Consider the following 14,105-nt stretch of genomic DNA (forward strand, 5'->3'; position numbering starts at 1 on the left):
CTGCCTGCGCTTCAAACCGGCCGGCGGCCGCACCCGGGGCTGGCGGTTGCTGCACGAGACAGACGAAACCCGCTTCGTCGACATCGAGGTGCAGCCGGTGCTGTGGGCCAACCACACCGACACCCTGATGCACGCCGCACTGGATGGCGCGGGCATCACCGCCACCACGATCGAACTGGCCGCACCGATGATCGAGAGCGGCGACCTGGTGCGCGTGCTCAACCCCTGGATCACCGACCGGCTGACCATGTACGCGGCGCTGCCCAGCCGCAAGTTCATGCCGCGCCGCACCGAGGTGTTCCTGGACTACCTGATCGAACAGACCCGAGCCCGCGTGAGCAGCGCACTGGCGACCTGCAACAGCTGCTGAGCCTGCTCCTGGCGCCTGGCCAGGCCCCCGCCCGGCTGGCCAGTGAGACCCATCGCTACCATGGTGGCATGAACACCCCAGCCCCTTCCTCCTCCGTGCATTTCGGCCACCAGGGCCGCGTCGTCCTCGTCACCGGCGGGGCCCAGGGCATCGGCGAAGCCTGCGCGCGCCGCTTCGCGCGCGAAGGCGCCAAGCTCCTGATCGCCGACGTGGCCGATGCGCGCGGCCGCTCCCTCGCGCGCGAACTCGGCGGCACCTACATGCATTGCGACGTGGGCGACAAGGCCGACGTCGACGCCATCGTCGAACTGGCGCTGGACAACCACGGCCGCATCGACGTGCTCGTCAACAACGCCGGCATCTTCAAGGCCGCCAACTTCCTGGACGTGAGCGAAGAAGACTTCGACGAAGTGCTGCGCGTCAACCTCAAGGGCGCCTTCCTGATGGGCCAGGCGGTGGCGCGCGCCATGGCGCAGCAGACCGAAGGCGGCAGCATCGTGAACATGAGCTCGGTCAATGGCGTGCTCGCCATCCCCAACATCGCCAGCTACAACGTGAGCAAGGGCGGCATCAACCAGCTCACCCGCGTGATGGCGCTGGCACTAGCCGACCACGGCATCCGCGTCAACGCGGTGGCGCCCGGCACCATCGCCACCGAGCTCGCGGCCCAGGCCGTGCTCACCAGCGAGGAAGCGCGCCACAAGATCCTGAGCCGCACGCCGCTCAAGCGGCTGGGCGAGCCCGAGGAGATCGCCGATGTGGTGGCCTGGCTGGCCAGCGATGCGGCCAGCTACGTCACCGGCGAAATCGTCACCGTCGACGGCGGGCGCATGGCGCTGAATTACACCGTGCCGGTCTGAACACCGCCCCGCCTCACGCGGGGCGCGGCCGCGCCACCACCGCTTCGCGGATCGGCAGGTGGATCAGCGCCGCGCCCACGGCCAGCACGATGTCGATGTACCAGACCCAGTCGTAGCTGCCCGTGGCCTCGAACACCTGGCCGCCGAGCCAGGCGCCGAGAAAGCCCCCCACCTGGTGCGCCAGCATCACGATGCCGAACAGCATGGCCATGTTGCCGGTGCCGAAGAACTTGGCCACCAGGCCCACCGTGGGCGGCACCGTGGAGAGGAAGGTCAGCCCCATGACGGCGGCGAAGGTCAGCATCACGGCCTCGGTCTTGGGCGCCAGCAGGAACACCAGTACCGCCATCGCCCGCGAGGCGTACACCAGCGAGAGCAGCGACTTCATGCGCCAGCGGCCCACCGCCCAGCCCATGGCCAGGCTGCCGATGATGTTGAACAGGCCGATCACACCCAGTGCCCAGGCGCCCACGGGCGCCGGCAGGCCGCACGCGGCCACCACGCCGGGCAGGTGCGTGGCGAGGAAAGCCACGTGAAAGCCGCACACGAAGAACCCGGCCGAGAGCAGCAGATAGCTCGGCGTGTTCAGCGCCTGGCGGATGGCCTGGCCGGTCGGCAAGGCCACCGGTGCGGGGGCCGCCCCGGCCCTGGCGGCGGGGCCGGGCCCGCGCAGCACCCAGGCCGCGGGCAAGGCCAGCAACACGATCAGGCCCAGCGCCTGCAGCGCACCCACCCAGCCCAGGCCCACCGTGAGCGCTGCGGCCAGCGGGGCCATGAGGAACTGGCCGAACGATCCGCCCGCGTTCACGATACCCGTGGCCATGCCCCGGCGTTCGGCCGGGATCAGGCGCGCGGTGGCCGCCATCAGCACCGAGGGCCCGGCCATGCCGGCGCCCCCGGCGGCGAGCACCCCAATGGCCAGGATCAGGCCCCAGGTGCTGGTCATCAGCGGCGTGAGGTAGGTGCCCAGCGCCACCAGCAGCACCCCCACCAGCAGCACGCGACCCGCGCCAACGCGGTCGGCCACCGCACCCGCGAACGGCTGCGTCAGTCCCCACCAGAGCTGCCCAAAGGCGAACGCCAGACTGATGCTGCCCACGCCCAGGCCGGTGGCCGTGTTCAATGGCGAGAGGAAAAAGCCCATGATCTGGCGCGTGCCCATGGTCAAGGCAAAAGCCCCGGCCGCAGCCAGCAGCACCAGCCACCACACGAAGGGCGCACGCGCGGGCGGCGCGGCGATCGAGGTTTCAGTCTTCATGGTTGTCCTCCTCGTGAAACGCGGCCAGCCCCTGGTCCAGCAACCCGTGCAGCGCCGCCACGGTGGCCGCGCCCAGCTTCTCGTTGAGTGAGAGCTGGGCGGCCTTCCAGCGCCGCTGGGCCTGTCGCCGCAACGCCAGCCCGGCATCGGTGATGTGCACAAGGCGGCTGCGCGCGTCGACCCCCTCACCCATGGCCAGCCAGCCAGCGGCGATCATGGGCTGCAGGTTGCGCGTGAGGGTGGAGGCGCCCATATCCATGCGCCGGGCCAGCTCGCCAGGCGCCAGCGGCCCGAGGCGGTCCACATGGGTCAGCAACGAATACTGTGTGATCTTCAGCCCGGAGCCCGCCAGATGCTGGTCGTAGTGCTGGGTCACACGGCGCGTGAGCTGGCGCAACTTGAAGTTGGTGCATCCCACCGGGGTCGGCGATGTCGCCTGGGTGTCGGCATTCATGAAATGATTGTATCTACAATATTTGCATCTGCAAACCAAAAGGAAGCGAACCATGACCGCCGAAGAAACCCTGGCCCAGTGGAACCAGCAATACGAAGCCGTGGCGGCCCGCATGAGCGCCGGTGCGGGCGCGGGCCTGGCCCACCCGACCGATCTCGCGGGCCTCACCGGCCTGCAACAGATGCAGGCCATGCTCGACGGCAAGCTCCCCTACCCGCACATCGCCGACACGCTGGACTTCTCGCTGGTCGAGGTCGGTGAAGGCCGCGCCGTGTTCCAGGGCCTGCCGCAGCTCAAGCACTACAACCCGCTGGGCACGGTGCATGGCGGCTGGTACGCCACGCTGCTGGACTCCGCCGTCGGCTGCGCGGTGCACACCGCCATGCCGGCGGGCCGGGCCTACACGACGGCGGAACTCAGCGTGAACATCGTGCGCGCCGCCTCCTACAAGAGCGGCCCGCTGCGCGCCATCGGCACCGTGATCCATGCCGGGCGCCAGCTGGCCACCGCCGAGGGCCGCATCGTCGGGCCCGACGGCAAGCTCTACGCCCATGCCACAACGACCTGCCTGGTCTTTGAAGTGCCGTCAAAATAGGGCCCATGCGACTTCTACACACCATGCTGCGCGTGGGCAACCTCCAGCGCTCGATCGACTTCTACACCCAGGTGCTGGGCATGCAACTGCTGCGCACCTCCGAGAACCCCGAGTACAAGTACTCGCTGGCCTTCGTGGGCTACGAGGGCAACCCGGCACAGGCCGAGATCGAGCTCACCTACAACTGGGGCACGGAGAGCTATGAGCTCGGTACCGCCTATGGCCACATCGCGCTGGGCGTGCCCGACGCCTACGCGGCCTGCGAAAAGATCAGGGCCGCCGGCGGCAACGTGACGCGCGAGGCCGGGCCGGTCAAAGGCGGCACCACGGTGATCGCTTTCGTGACCGACCCCGATGGCTACAAGATCGAGCTGATCCAGCGCGCAGAGAAGGAAGCGGGCCAGGGCCTGCGTTGAAGCCCTGTCGGGCGCAGACGCAAAAAAGCCCGGCGTGCCGGGCTTTTTTGTGGGCGTTCAGACCGGGCTCAGGGCGCGATCATCACTTCCACGCGGCGCGCTTCGGCGTTGTTGCCGGTGCCGGCGGTCTGCTCGGGCTTCTTCAGCTCCATCGCGCCTTCGGCCACACCCGCGCCCACCAGGGCGTTGCGCACCGCGATGGCGCGCTGCTTGGCCAGCTCGGCGTTGAAGGCCGGGTCGCCGGTCGTGTCGTGGAAGCCCGAGAGCACCAGCTTCTTGCCGGCCTTGGCGGCGGCGATGGCTTCGCCCAGCGCATCGAGCGCACCGGCGGCCAGATCGGCCTTGCCAGAGGCGAAATAGAACTTCACCACGCCGTTTTCCACCACCACGCTGGCGTCGTCGCCCACCGGGGCGGCGGCCGGCACGGCCGCAGCGGGGGCGGCCACGACCGCCGTGCCGCCGCTCGCAGCGGCACCGCGCGACTTGTGAATGCCGATGCCCAGGGCAAGGCCTACCGCCAACACCACCACGCTGATCAGCACCAGGGCCACAACGCGGTACTCGGGTTCGTCATCCTGAGAAGACATGGGAAACACTCCGTGAAGAATAATGGGAAAGAACTCGACAAAGATTGTAAATGGCCGACCGTGACACCCCGAGGGCGCGCGCGCTCCACGACCCTGCCCTGAGAGACGGCGCGCAGATGATGGCCCAGACGCTGGCGCAGTGGCGCGCGCAGGGTGCGCGGCCCGACCTCTGGGTTTTCGCCTATGCCTCGCTGGTCTGGCGCCCCGAGTTCGAGGCCGCCGAGCAGCGCCCGGCGCGCGTGCACGGCTACCACCGATGTCTGCAGATGTGGAGCCGCGTCAACCGGGGCACCTACGAATGCCCGGGCCTGGTGTTCGCGCTGATGCCCGGCGGCAGCTGCGCCGGCCTGGCCCTGCGCGTGCCGCACGGGCAGGTGGAGGCCCTCATGCCGGTGCTGTGGGCGCGCGAGATGCCCAACCCGGTCTACGACCCGAGGTGGCTGCATTGCGAGACGCCGCAGGGCCCGGTGCGTGCGCTGGCCTTCACCCTCTCGCGCCAGAGCCCCAGCTACACCGGCACGCTGAGCGACGAGCGCTACCGCGAGATCTTTGCCCGCTCCTGCGGTCGGTATGGCACCACGCTGGACTACGCGCGCCAGACCTTCGAGGGCCTGCTGCACCACGGCATCCACGACCGGGCGCTGCAAAAGCTGCTGTCCCTCGCCGATTGACCCAGCACAAGCCCCGACCGGGGCCGCGCTTCTATACTGCCCGCATGAACATCGCCGACCTGCGCAAGAGCTACGAGAAGGCCGAACTCAGTGAGTCCGCTTCGCACGCCGACCCGCTGCAACAGTTCGACCAATGGCTCAACGAAGCCATCCGCGGCGAGGTGCCCGAGCCCAACGCCATGACGCTGGCCACCGTGGGATCGGACCTGCGACCCAGCACGCGCGTCGTGCTCGTCAAGGGCTACGACGAGCGCGGCATCGTCTGGTACACCAACTACCACAGCCGCAAGGGGCGCGAACTCGCGGGCAACCCGTTCGCCGCGCTGCAGTTCCACTGGGTCGAGCTCGAGCGCGTGGTGCGCATTGAAGGCGTGGTGGAGAAGGTGAGCGACGAAGAGAGCGACGCGTACTTTCACAGCCGCCCGCTCGACAGCCGCATCGGCGCCTGGGCCAGCCCTCAGAGCGAAGTGATCGAGAACCGCACGGTGCTGGTGACCAATGCGGCGAAGTACGGCGCTCAATTCCTGCTCAAACCCCCGCGCCCGCCGCACTGGGGCGGCTACCGCCTCAAGCCCGAGGCCTGGCAGTTCTGGCAGGGCCGCAAGAGCCGTCTGCACGACCGGCTGCGCTACACCGCGCAGGCCGAAGGCGGCTGGTTGCGCGAGCGGCTGGCGCCCTAGGGGCGTCTTTCGATGCGCTGACCCGCCACCGCCTCCAGCGCGCCAGCGCTCACGAGTTGCGGCGCGATCTCGGCCAGGGGCACCAGCACGAAGGCCCGCTCGCCCATGCGGGGATGCGGCAGCGTGAGCCGCGGTGAATCGATGCGGGCCTGCCCGTACAGCAGCAGATCCAGGTCCAGCGTGCGCGGCGCGTTGCGGTAAGGCCGCTCGCGGCCTGCGGCCTGCTCGATGGCCTGCAGCGCGTCGAGCAAGGCGGGCGCGGTGAGCGTGGTCGCGATCTCGGCCACGGCATTGAGGTAGTCCGGCCCGCTGGCATCCACCGGAGCCGTGCGGTAGAGGCTGGAGGCGCGTTGCACCCGCGCACCGGGAATGCCCTCCAGCGCCGCGAGCGCCTGTCGCAAGGCCTGCTCGGCGTTTCCGAGGTTGGCGCCCAATGCCACGTAGGCCGTGACTTCAGCGCGCGGCGCGGCCATCGGGTGGGTGCCGGCGGGCTTCAGCCGCCCGCCCCGTCCGCACCGCCACCGCTGTCCACCGGACCGGCGCCACCGGGTTTGCGGCGGCGGCGGCGGCGCTTCTTGGCCGGTGCGGAGCCCTCTTCCAACGGGGCGTCGTCCGACGGCAAGTCCCCACCTTCATCGCTTTCGACCTGCCGAAAGCGCGGATCGACTTCGTTGACCTCGCCCACGGCCGCCGCAGGATGGTCCGCGTCGGTGCGCTTGACGCGCCGTGCCTTGCTGACGCCGGGCTTGGCCAGGTTCTCGCGGCGCTGCGCGTCCACCATGTCCTCGCGCATGGCATCGCTCGCCGTGCTGAAGGTTTCCCACCAGTGCGCGAGCTCTTCCTCGACCTCGCCGACCTGCCCGCGCAGGCGCAGGAAGTCGAACCCGGCGCGAAAGCGTGGCTGGTCGACCAGGCTGAATGGCGAGGTGCCCACGCGCTTGTCGAAGCGGGGCTGCATCATCCAGATCTCGCGCATGTCTGCGCCCAGCTTGCCCCGGCCCGACACGTCGCCGATGCGGGCCTCGAACGCGTCGTCCACGGCCGCCTGCAGGGCCGCGAATGGCGCCGGCGGGCGCTGGTTCGGGCGCGGCGTGAGGTGCTGGTTCCAGGCCTTGCGCACATCGGCCCAGAGCACGCAGGCGAGCAGGAAACTCGGCGCCACCGGCTTGCCTTCGCTCACGCGGCGGTCGGTGTCCTGCAAGGCCAGTTTCACGAAGTCGTCGTCGGCGCGCTGCACGACGATGTCGAGCAGGGGGTAGATGCCGGTGCCCAGGCCCACGGCCTTGAGCTGTTCGATGCTGGCCAGCGCATGGCCGGTCTGCAGCAACTTGAGCATCTCGTCGAACAGGCGGCTCTGCGGCACGTCGGCCAGCAGCGTGTGCGAGGAGGCCAGTGGCGCCAGCGTCTTGGCGTCGAAGGTGAAACCCAGGCCGCTGAGCTTGGCCGCGAAGCGCACGGCGCGGATGATGCGCACCGGGTCTTCGCGGTAGCGCGTGGCGGCGTCGCCGATCATGCGCAGCGTGCGCTTCTTGGCGTCGCGGATGCCATGGTGGAAGTCGACCACGGTCTGCGTTTCCGGGTCGTAGTACATCGCGTTGATGCTGAAATCGCGCCGGGCCGCATCCTGCTCGATCGGGCCCCAGACGTTGTCGCGCAGCACGCGCCCGCTGGCGTCCACCGCGTGCTTCATGCCCGCGAGTTCGCCCTTGCTGGTGCGCTCATTGCCCGCCACCTGCTCGGCCGCGGCGTTGTCCATGTAGGCGCGGAAGGTCGAGACCTCGATGACCTCGTGCTCGCGCCCCCGGCCGTAGATCACGTGCACGATGCGAAAGCGCCGGCCGATGATGAAGGCCCGGCGAAACAGGCCCTTGACCTGCTCGGGCGTGGCGCTGGTGGCCACGTCGAAGTCCTTGGGCCGCAGGCCCAGCAGCAGGTCGCGCACCGCGCCGCCCACCAGGTAGGCCTCGAAACCGGCCTGCTTGAGGGTGTGCACCACGTCCAGCGCGCGCTGGTCCACCAGCGAGCGGTCGATGCCATGCACGCTGGCCGGCACGTCTTCTCGCTTGCCAAAGGGGTTGGCGCGACGGCCGGTGGGGGCGCTGGATTTGCCCAGCAGCCGATCGATGAATTTCTTGATCATTCGAATAGGTTCAGTGTGCGCCAGCCCCGCTCGAGGGCAATGGCGCGGAGCCGGGCATCCGGGTTGGTGGCCACGGGCTCGTTGACTTTTTCCAGCAGCGGCAGGTCGTTGATGGAGTCGCTGTAGAAAGTGCTGTGCTGCACGCGCGACCAGTCCAGTCCCCGTGCGGCCAGCCATTGTTCCACACGGGCGATCTTGCCCTCGCGGAACGACGGCGTGCCGCGGATGGCACCGGTGGGTTCGCCGCGCGCGTCGCGTTCGAGCTCGATGGCGATCAGTTCGTCCACCCCGAAGGCGCGGGCGATCGGGCGGGTGACGAATTCGTTGGTGGCGGTCACGATCACCACCTGGTCGCCTGCGGCCTGGTGGCGGCGCAGCAGCGCGCGCGCGGGCTCGCGCATGGCCGGCTCGATCACCTCGCGCATGAAACGATCGTGCGCCTTCTGCGCCACTGCCATGCCGCGCTCGCGCACGGCCTCGATGGCAAAGCGCACGTAGTGATGGATGTCGAGCGTGCCGGCCTTGTAGTCGGCATAGAAGCCGGCGTTGGCCTGGGAGAAACCTTGTGCATCGCGCCAGCCGAGCGAGACGGTGAACTCGCCCCAGGCGTAATCGGAATCGAGCGGGATCAGGGTGTGATCCAGGTCGAAGAGAGCCAGTCTCATTCGTTTTCCAGCATGGATTTGATCAGGGGAATGGTGATGGCGCGCTGCGTGCGCAGCGCATAGGCGTCGAGCTGGTCGAGCAGCATCATCAGGCTGGAGAGATCGCGCGAGAAGCGGCGCAGCATGAAGTCCATCACTTCGTCGCTCAGGAACACGCCCCGGTCGTCCGCGGCGCGGCGCAACACGGCACGGCGCTCGGTTTCGCTCAGGGCCTGCAGCTGGAACACATGGCCCCAGCCCAGGCGGGTGCGCAGATCCTCGCGCAGGCGCAGGTCGGCCGGGGGACAGGTCGCCGCCGCCAGGACCCAGCGCGAAGCGCCGTGGGCCGGGCTCTGCGCATTCACGAACCAGTTGAACGCCGCGGCCTGCTGGGCTGCGGTGTAGAGGTGGCAGTCGTCCAGCAGCACCGCGTCCCACTGGTCGTCGAACTCGGTGGGGTCCAGCACGCTGGCATCCAGCCAGCCCACGCGACCGCCCTGTTCGCGCAGGGCTTCGCGCACCGCGCGCAGCAGGTGGGTCTTGCCGCTGCCGCTCTCGCCCCACAGGAAAGTGGGCACGGGCGAGCGCAGGGGGTTGTGGGTCCACAGGCGCAGGTGCTCGATGGCGGCCTCGTTGCCGGCCCCCACGAAGTTGGCGAGGGTGGGCAACGGCGCGAAGCCGATGTCCAGCGCCATCTGCCGCATGGGTGTGGGTCCGGTGGTGCTCATGCCTCGGGGCTTTCTGGCACCGCTGCGCGCGGGCCTTCCAGGTACAGGGCGCTGGCCACGTAGCGCTCGCGCAGCCGGCGGATCGCCACCAGCAACACCGCGCTGGCGGGCAGCGCGATGAGCACGCCCACGAAGCCGAACAGGTGCCCGAAGGCCAGCAGCGCAAAAATGACGGCAATGGGGTGCAGGCCGATGCGCTCGCCCAGCAATCGAGGCGTGAGGTACAGGCTCTCCAGCACCTGGCCCACGCCGTACACGGCAGCCACCAGGGCCACGCCCAGCACGGTCTGGAACTCGAGCAACGCGGCCAGCAGCGCCAGCACCAGGCCCAGGCCAAAGCCCAGGTAGGGCACGAACACGGCCAGTCCGGTGAAGACGCCGATGGGCAAAGCCAGGTTCAGGCCCACGAGCGCCAGCGCCACGGTGTAGAACACCGCCAGCACGCCCATCACCAGCAGTTGCCCGCGCAGGTACTGGCCGAGCACGCCGTCGGTCTCGTCCAGGAACCCCTGCACGCTGGCGCGCCAGCGGGGCGGGATCAGCGACTTGGTGCGATCGACCAGGTTGTCCCAGTCCAGCAGCAGGTAATACGCCACGATGGGCATGAGGAACAGGTTGCCGAACACCGCCGCCAGCGCACTCCCACCGATGCGCAGGGACGCCAGCAGGCTCTCCAGGATTTCGCCCTCGTGTCCCGACACCAGCTTGGTGAGCCAGCCGCGCACCAGGCCCACGTCCACCGACAGGCTCACGCCAAAGCGCCCGGCCAGCGGCGTGAGCCAGTCGTTGAGGCGGTTGAGCAGCTCGGGCACCTGCTCGCGCAGCAACGGCACCTGCTTGGTGATGACCGGCACGATCAGCAGCAGCACCGCCAGCAGCACCAGCATCAGCAGGGTGATGGCCAGGCCCGCACCCAGCCAGCGCGGCACACCCTTGCCGTGCAGGCGCTCCACCAGCGGGTGCAGCGCGTACGCCAGCACCGCAGCCAGCAGGAACGGCATCAGCACGGGGGCCAGCAGCGAGAGCAGCAGCCAGATGACGACCGCGATCGAAGCCCACAGCAGGGCTCGGATCTGGTTGGAGGTCAGGGGCATGGGACGGGGGTTGGGCGGGGTGAACAGGGAACTCGCTAGAGCAAACCCTTAAAATCAGGGGCAAATTCTATCGGGCCACCCCCCAGGGTACCCGAAAGTCCCCTCCCACCCGCGTCCAGCCCATCGATCCGCCCTGCCCTGCGCCGGGGCCTGCCCGCCCATGACCACCCCTTCCACCCCCCTTTCGTACAAAGACGCCGGCGTTGACATCGACGCAGGCGACGCCCTGGTCGAGCGCATCAAGCCGCTGGCCAGGAAGACCATGCGCGAAGGCGTGCTGGCCGGCATCGGCGGCTTTGGCGCGCTGTTCGAGGTGCCCAAGCGCTACAAGGAGCCGGTGCTCGTGTCCGGCACCGACGGCGTGGGCACCAAGCTCAAGCTGGCGTTCGAATGGAACATGCACGACACCGTGGGCATCGACCTGGTGGGCATGAGCGTGAACGACGTGCTGGTGCAAGGCGCCGAGCCCCTGTTCTTCCTGGACTACTTCGCCTGCGGCAAGCTCGACGTGGACACGGCCGCGGCCGTGGTCGGCGGCATCGCCAAGGGTTGCGAACTCAGCGGCTGCGCGCTCATCGGCGGCGAAACCGCCGAAATGCCGGGCATGTACCCGGCGGGCGAGTACGACCTGGCCGGTTTCTGCGTGGGCGCGGTCGAAAAATCCAAGATCCTCACCGGGCAGGACGTGAAACCCGGCGACGTGGTGCTGGGCCTGGCCTCGCACGGCGTGCATTCCAACGGCTTCTCGCTGGTGCGCAAGTGCCTGGAGCGCGCCGGCGCGAACCTGCCGGCCACGCTGGACGGCCAGCCGTTTCGCGAAGCCATCATGAAGCCGACCCGGCTCTATGTGAAGAACGTGCTGGCCGCGCTGGCCGCCCACCCCATCAAGGCGCTGGCCCACATCACCGGTGGTGGCCTGCTGGAGAACATCCCCCGCGTGCTCCCTGAGGGCACGGCGGCCCATCTGGTCAAGGGCAGCTGGCCGCAGACCGAGCTGTTCGCCTGGCTGCAGAAGACCGCCGGCATCGACGACATCGAGATGAACCGCACCTTCAACAACGGCATCGGCATGGTGGTGGTCATCGCCGCCGACCAGGCCGCCGCCTGCGCGGCCACGCTGCGCGACCTGGGTGAAACCGTGCACGAGATCGGCACGATCGCCCCGCGCGGCGAAGGCGCGGCAGTCGTCGTCGCCTGACCTCCGCTCAGGGGGGCGCGGCGAAGCCGCGCAGGGGGTGTTATCGCTTTAACTGGCCCAGCACGCGCTGCTTGATCTGATTGAAAGCCGTGCCCGTGCGTTCGCGCGGGCGCGGCAAGTCCACCTCGATCACGGACTGCACCCGGCCCGGCCTTGGCTCCATCACCACCACGCGGTCGCTCAGAAACACGGCCTCGTCCACGTCGTGCGTGACGATCACCACGGTGATGCGCCGCTCGCGCCAGATGCGCAGCAGCTCCTCCTGCATGTGGGCCCGGGTGATCGAGTCGAGCGCGCCAAAGGGCTCGTCCATCAGCAGGATGTCCGGCCGCGAGACCAGCGCGCGCGCGATCGCCGCGCGCTGCGCCATGCCACCGGAGAGCTGGTGCGGCCAGGCCTGCGCGAACCCGGTGAGGCCCACGAGTTCAAGCTGCTCGGCAATGCGCGCCTCGCGCTCGCGCCGGCTCAGGTCCAGGCTGTCGAGCCCCAGGCCGATGTTGTCGGTGACGCTGAGCCAGGGAAACAGGCGGTGGTCCTGGAACACCAGGCTGCGCTCCACGCCCGGGCCGGCCACCGGTGCGCCGTCGATCAGGATGTCGCCGTCGAAGCGGTCGTCCAGGCCGGCGATCAGTCGCAGCAGCGTGGACTTGCCGCATCCCGAGGCGCCAACGATGCCCAGGAACTCGCCTCGGCCGATCTCCAGGCCGATGCGCTGCAGCACCGGCAGGTCCTGCCCTTCGATCCGATAGGTCTTGCCCACGTTGCGCAGGCTCAGGGCGGTGGGGGCGGACCCCTCCAGGGTGGGGGTGCTCATCAGCGGGTTCTCCAGGGAATGAGGCGCAGGAACAGGAACTGCGCGAAGCGGCTCAGGCCGTAGCCCACCAGGGCCATCACCAGCACACCGATCAGCACCAGGTCCATGCGGAACACGTCGCGCGCGGTGGCGAGATAGGCGCCAATGCCCCGGCCGGTGCCGATCGCGTATTCGGAACCCACGGTGCCGATCCAGGCCGTCAGCAGCGCGAGCTCGACACCGGTCAGCACCGAGGGCAGGATCGCCGGCAGCACCAGCCGGCGCAGCCGCAGCCAGGGCCCGAGCCGCACGATCGCGGCCACCTCGCGGTGGGCCGGCGGGATGCCGCGCACGCCCTGTTCGGTGTTGAGGAAAACGGGAAAGAAGGTGGAGATCGAGATGAACACGATCTTCACCAGATCGCCATTGCCCAACCAGGCGGTGAGCAAAGGAATCCAGGCGAACAGCGCCACCTGGCGCAGGCCATGCACCGTGGGCGCGACGGCCAGCTGCGCCGGCCGCGACAGCCCGACGGCCAACCCCAGGACGATGCCCAGGCCGGCCCCGACGAGAAAGCCCAGCGCCACGCGCACGAGGCTGCTGGCGGCGGCCGACCAGATCTGGCGGCCCTGTTCGTCGGCGAAGGGCGCGGCCAGCACCTCGTGCAGCGGCACCATCAAAGGGTGGGCGACAGCGCCGGTGTCGACCAGCAGCAACCAGGCCGTGCCGATGGCCAGCGGCAGCCAGGCGCCGGCAGGGATTCGGGCTTCAGCCATGTCCGGGCGCCCAGCGGCTCAGGCCGCGTTCGAGCCGGCGCAGCAGCAGATCGAGCGCATAGCCCGCCAGCCCCACCACCACGATGCCGACGATCACGATGTCGAGCTGGAACAGCTTGCGCCCCCAGACCATCATGTAGCCGATGCCCTCGGTGGCCGCGAGCATCTCCACCACGATGAGCGCGATGAAGGCGTGGCTCAGGCCCAGGCGGAACCCGCTGAACACGGTGGGCAGGCAGGCCGGCAGCGCAAGCCGGGTCAGCCGCGTCCAGGGCCGCAGGCGCAGCACGCGGGCGGCGTCCAGGTAGGCCTGGGGAATGTGGCGGATGCCGCGCGAGGTGTTGAGCACCACGGGCACCATCACGGCCTTGGCGATGACGATGACCTTGAGCGCCTCATCGATGCCGAAGATCAGGATGAGGATGGGAATCCAGCCCAGCGTGGGCACGGCGAACAGCGCGCGCAGCGTGGGCTCCAGGTGGCTGCGCGCGCGCGCCGACACCCCCAGCCAGATGCCCAGCGCCAGCCCCAGCGGCCCGCCCACGGCCAGGCCCGAGCCGATGCGCGTGAGGCTGATGAGGAAGCTGTCGAGCAGCTCCCCGCCGCGCGCGAGTTCGAGGAAGGTGCTCCAGACCAGCGCAGGCGCTGGCAGGATCTGCGCCGGCACCCAGCCCTGCACCGCCGCGCACTGCCAGAGCGCGACGGTGGCAGCCGGCAGGGCCAGCGCCAGCAGCAGGCGGCGCAACGGGACCGGCAACGCCGTGCGCCAGCCCCATGCGGGCCAGGCGCGTGGCGCCGTCGCGGCGCCGACACCGGTGGCGAGCTGTTCGAAGGCAGCCAT

Annotated in this window: 18 protein-coding genes; 7 read left to right on the plus strand and 11 right to left on the minus strand. The window is 69.5% G+C overall.

Features of this window, described 5'->3' with window-relative positions:
- Both KIT86_RS08105 and KIT86_RS08110 read left to right on the plus strand, forming a co-directional pair.
- A partial coding sequence (locus KIT86_RS08105) for a LysR substrate-binding domain-containing protein (protein WP_297397078.1) occupies window positions 1–370 on the plus strand: 370 nt, incomplete at its 5' end.
- A 68-nt stretch (window positions 371–438) separates the two neighbouring features.
- Window positions 439–1,230 carry an SDR family NAD(P)-dependent oxidoreductase gene (locus tag KIT86_RS08110; protein ID WP_297397080.1) on the plus strand — a complete coding sequence of 264 codons (792 nt, stop codon included), beginning with the start codon at window positions 439–441 and terminating at the stop codon, window positions 1,228–1,230.
- A gap of 13 nt (window positions 1,231–1,243) precedes the next feature.
- Here the strand turns inward: KIT86_RS08110 and KIT86_RS08115 are convergent, their stop codons facing one another.
- Both KIT86_RS08115 and KIT86_RS08120 read right to left on the minus strand, forming a co-directional pair.
- Entirely contained in the window at window positions 1,244–2,488 is a 1,245-nt protein-coding gene (locus tag KIT86_RS08115; RefSeq protein WP_297397082.1) for an MFS transporter, read from the minus strand.
- Window positions 2,478–2,942: a MarR family winged helix-turn-helix transcriptional regulator gene (locus KIT86_RS08120; protein WP_297397085.1), complete on the minus strand. Its 465-nt coding sequence runs from the start codon at window positions 2,940–2,942 to the stop codon at window positions 2,478–2,480. The genes KIT86_RS08115 and KIT86_RS08120 overlap by 11 nt, the downstream gene beginning before the upstream one ends.
- 52 nt (window positions 2,943–2,994) lie before the next feature.
- Between KIT86_RS08120 and KIT86_RS08125 the strand changes: the two genes are divergently transcribed.
- Window positions 2,995–3,537, plus strand: coding sequence for a PaaI family thioesterase (locus tag KIT86_RS08125; RefSeq protein ID WP_297397086.1), 543 nt, complete (start codon window positions 2,995–2,997; stop codon window positions 3,535–3,537).
- A 5-nt stretch (window positions 3,538–3,542) separates the two neighbouring features.
- Complete coding sequence (gene gloA / locus KIT86_RS08130) at window positions 3,543–3,953, plus strand: lactoylglutathione lyase (protein ID WP_297397088.1); 411 nt, start codon at window positions 3,543–3,545, stop codon at window positions 3,951–3,953.
- Window positions 3,954–4,021: 68 nt separating this feature from the next.
- On the opposite strand, the gene KIT86_RS08135 is transcribed toward gloA, so the two are convergent.
- Window positions 4,022–4,540, minus strand: a complete 519-nt coding sequence (locus tag KIT86_RS08135) for an OmpA family protein (protein ID WP_297397090.1) — start codon at window positions 4,538–4,540, stop codon at window positions 4,022–4,024.
- Between the two features lie 50 nt (window positions 4,541–4,590).
- Between KIT86_RS08135 and KIT86_RS08140 the strand changes: the two genes are divergently transcribed.
- Both KIT86_RS08140 and pdxH read left to right on the plus strand, forming a co-directional pair.
- Complete coding sequence (locus tag KIT86_RS08140) at window positions 4,591–5,211, plus strand: gamma-glutamylcyclotransferase (protein WP_297397092.1); 621 nt, start codon at window positions 4,591–4,593, stop codon at window positions 5,209–5,211.
- Between the two features lie 44 nt (window positions 5,212–5,255).
- The gene (gene pdxH, locus KIT86_RS08145; RefSeq protein ID WP_297397094.1) at window positions 5,256–5,891 is read left to right on the plus strand and encodes a pyridoxamine 5'-phosphate oxidase; all 636 of its coding nucleotides are present in this window, start codon (window positions 5,256–5,258) and stop codon (window positions 5,889–5,891) included.
- Here the strand turns inward: pdxH and folK are convergent.
- From folK to KIT86_RS08170, 5 genes are read right to left on the minus strand one after another with little or no spacing between them, the layout of a single operon-like run.
- Window positions 5,888–6,364, minus strand: coding sequence for a 2-amino-4-hydroxy-6-hydroxymethyldihydropteridine diphosphokinase (gene folK, locus KIT86_RS08150; protein WP_297397096.1), 477 nt, complete (start codon window positions 6,362–6,364; stop codon window positions 5,888–5,890). The two genes, pdxH and folK, sit on opposite strands and share 4 nt — an antisense overlap.
- Before the next feature lie 20 nt (window positions 6,365–6,384).
- On the minus strand, window positions 6,385–8,031 hold the full coding sequence (pcnB, locus tag KIT86_RS08155) for a polynucleotide adenylyltransferase PcnB (protein WP_297397098.1): 1,647 nt from the start codon (window positions 8,029–8,031) through the stop codon (window positions 6,385–6,387).
- Window positions 8,028–8,696 (minus strand): HAD family phosphatase, encoded by a 669-nt coding sequence (locus KIT86_RS08160; RefSeq protein ID WP_297397100.1) that lies wholly within the window; start codon window positions 8,694–8,696, stop codon window positions 8,028–8,030. Before KIT86_RS08160 ends, pcnB begins: the two co-directional genes overlap by 4 nt.
- Complete coding sequence (gene hda, locus KIT86_RS08165; protein ID WP_297397213.1) at window positions 8,693–9,379, minus strand: DnaA regulatory inactivator Hda; 687 nt, start codon at window positions 9,377–9,379, stop codon at window positions 8,693–8,695. Before hda ends, KIT86_RS08160 begins: the two co-directional genes overlap by 4 nt.
- A gap of 20 nt (window positions 9,380–9,399) precedes the next feature.
- Complete coding sequence (locus KIT86_RS08170; RefSeq protein WP_297397102.1) at window positions 9,400–10,497, minus strand: AI-2E family transporter; 1,098 nt, start codon at window positions 10,495–10,497, stop codon at window positions 9,400–9,402.
- 160 nt (window positions 10,498–10,657) lie between these two features.
- On the opposite strand from KIT86_RS08170, the gene purM reads away from it, so the two are divergent.
- Entirely contained in the window at window positions 10,658–11,695 is a 1,038-nt protein-coding gene (gene purM / locus KIT86_RS08175; RefSeq protein WP_297397104.1) for a phosphoribosylformylglycinamidine cyclo-ligase, read from the plus strand.
- A 40-nt stretch (window positions 11,696–11,735) separates the two neighbouring features.
- Here the strand turns inward: purM and KIT86_RS08180 are convergent, their stop codons facing one another.
- Genes KIT86_RS08180 through KIT86_RS08190 form a run of 3 tightly spaced genes read right to left on the minus strand, consistent with a single transcriptional unit; the run spans window position 11,736 to window position 14,105 of the window.
- Window positions 11,736–12,509 carry an ABC transporter ATP-binding protein gene (locus KIT86_RS08180; protein ID WP_297397106.1) on the minus strand — a complete coding sequence of 258 codons (774 nt, stop codon included), beginning with the start codon at window positions 12,507–12,509 and terminating at the stop codon, window positions 11,736–11,738.
- The gene (locus tag KIT86_RS08185) at window positions 12,509–13,264 is read right to left on the minus strand and encodes an ABC transporter permease (protein ID WP_297397109.1); all 756 of its coding nucleotides are present in this window, start codon (window positions 13,262–13,264) and stop codon (window positions 12,509–12,511) included. Before KIT86_RS08185 ends, KIT86_RS08180 begins: the two co-directional genes overlap by 1 nt.
- On the minus strand, window positions 13,257–14,105 hold the full coding sequence (locus KIT86_RS08190) for an ABC transporter permease (protein ID WP_297397111.1): 849 nt from the start codon (window positions 14,103–14,105) through the stop codon (window positions 13,257–13,259). Before KIT86_RS08190 ends, KIT86_RS08185 begins: the two co-directional genes overlap by 8 nt.

The organism is Hydrogenophaga sp. (assembly GCF_026125825.1).
GTDB lineage: Bacteria > Pseudomonadota > Gammaproteobacteria > Burkholderiales > Burkholderiaceae_C > Hydrogenophaga.

Bases quoted from the DNA above. Each gene is read 5' to 3' on its own strand.
- KIT86_RS08120 (WP_297397085.1), bottom strand. From the start codon at position 2,942: ATGAATGCCGACACCCAGGCGACATCGCCGACCCCGGTGGGATGCACC.
- hda (WP_297397213.1), bottom strand. From the start codon at position 9,379: ATGCGGCAGATGGCGCTGGACATCGGCTTCGCGCCGTTGCCCACCCTC.
- pcnB (WP_297397098.1), bottom strand. From the start codon at position 8,031: ATGATCAAGAAATTCATCGATCGGCTGCTGGGCAAATCCAGCGCCCCC.
- KIT86_RS08140 (WP_297397092.1), top strand. From the start codon at position 4,591: ATGGCCGACCGTGACACCCCGAGGGCGCGCGCGCTCCACGACCCTGCC.
- KIT86_RS08190 (WP_297397111.1), bottom strand. From the start codon at position 14,105: ATGGCTGCCTTCGAACAGCTCGCCACCGGTGTCGGCGCCGCGACGGCG.
- KIT86_RS08125 (WP_297397086.1), top strand. From the start codon at position 2,995: ATGACCGCCGAAGAAACCCTGGCCCAGTGGAACCAGCAATACGAAGCC.
- KIT86_RS08110 (WP_297397080.1), top strand. From the start codon at position 439: ATGAACACCCCAGCCCCTTCCTCCTCCGTGCATTTCGGCCACCAGGGC.
- KIT86_RS08185 (WP_297397109.1), bottom strand. From the start codon at position 13,264: ATGGCTGAAGCCCGAATCCCTGCCGGCGCCTGGCTGCCGCTGGCCATC.
- KIT86_RS08115 (WP_297397082.1), bottom strand. From the start codon at position 2,488: ATGAAGACTGAAACCTCGATCGCCGCGCCGCCCGCGCGTGCGCCCTTC.
- gloA (WP_297397088.1), top strand. From the start codon at position 3,543: ATGCGACTTCTACACACCATGCTGCGCGTGGGCAACCTCCAGCGCTCG.
- folK (WP_297397096.1), bottom strand. From the start codon at position 6,364: ATGGCCGCGCCGCGCGCTGAAGTCACGGCCTACGTGGCATTGGGCGCC.
- pdxH (WP_297397094.1), top strand. From the start codon at position 5,256: ATGAACATCGCCGACCTGCGCAAGAGCTACGAGAAGGCCGAACTCAGT.
- KIT86_RS08135 (WP_297397090.1), bottom strand. From the start codon at position 4,540: ATGTCTTCTCAGGATGACGAACCCGAGTACCGCGTTGTGGCCCTGGTG.
- KIT86_RS08170 (WP_297397102.1), bottom strand. From the start codon at position 10,497: ATGCCCCTGACCTCCAACCAGATCCGAGCCCTGCTGTGGGCTTCGATC.
- KIT86_RS08160 (WP_297397100.1), bottom strand. From the start codon at position 8,696: ATGAGACTGGCTCTCTTCGACCTGGATCACACCCTGATCCCGCTCGAT.
- purM (WP_297397104.1), top strand. From the start codon at position 10,658: ATGACCACCCCTTCCACCCCCCTTTCGTACAAAGACGCCGGCGTTGAC.
- KIT86_RS08180 (WP_297397106.1), bottom strand. From the start codon at position 12,509: ATGAGCACCCCCACCCTGGAGGGGTCCGCCCCCACCGCCCTGAGCCTG.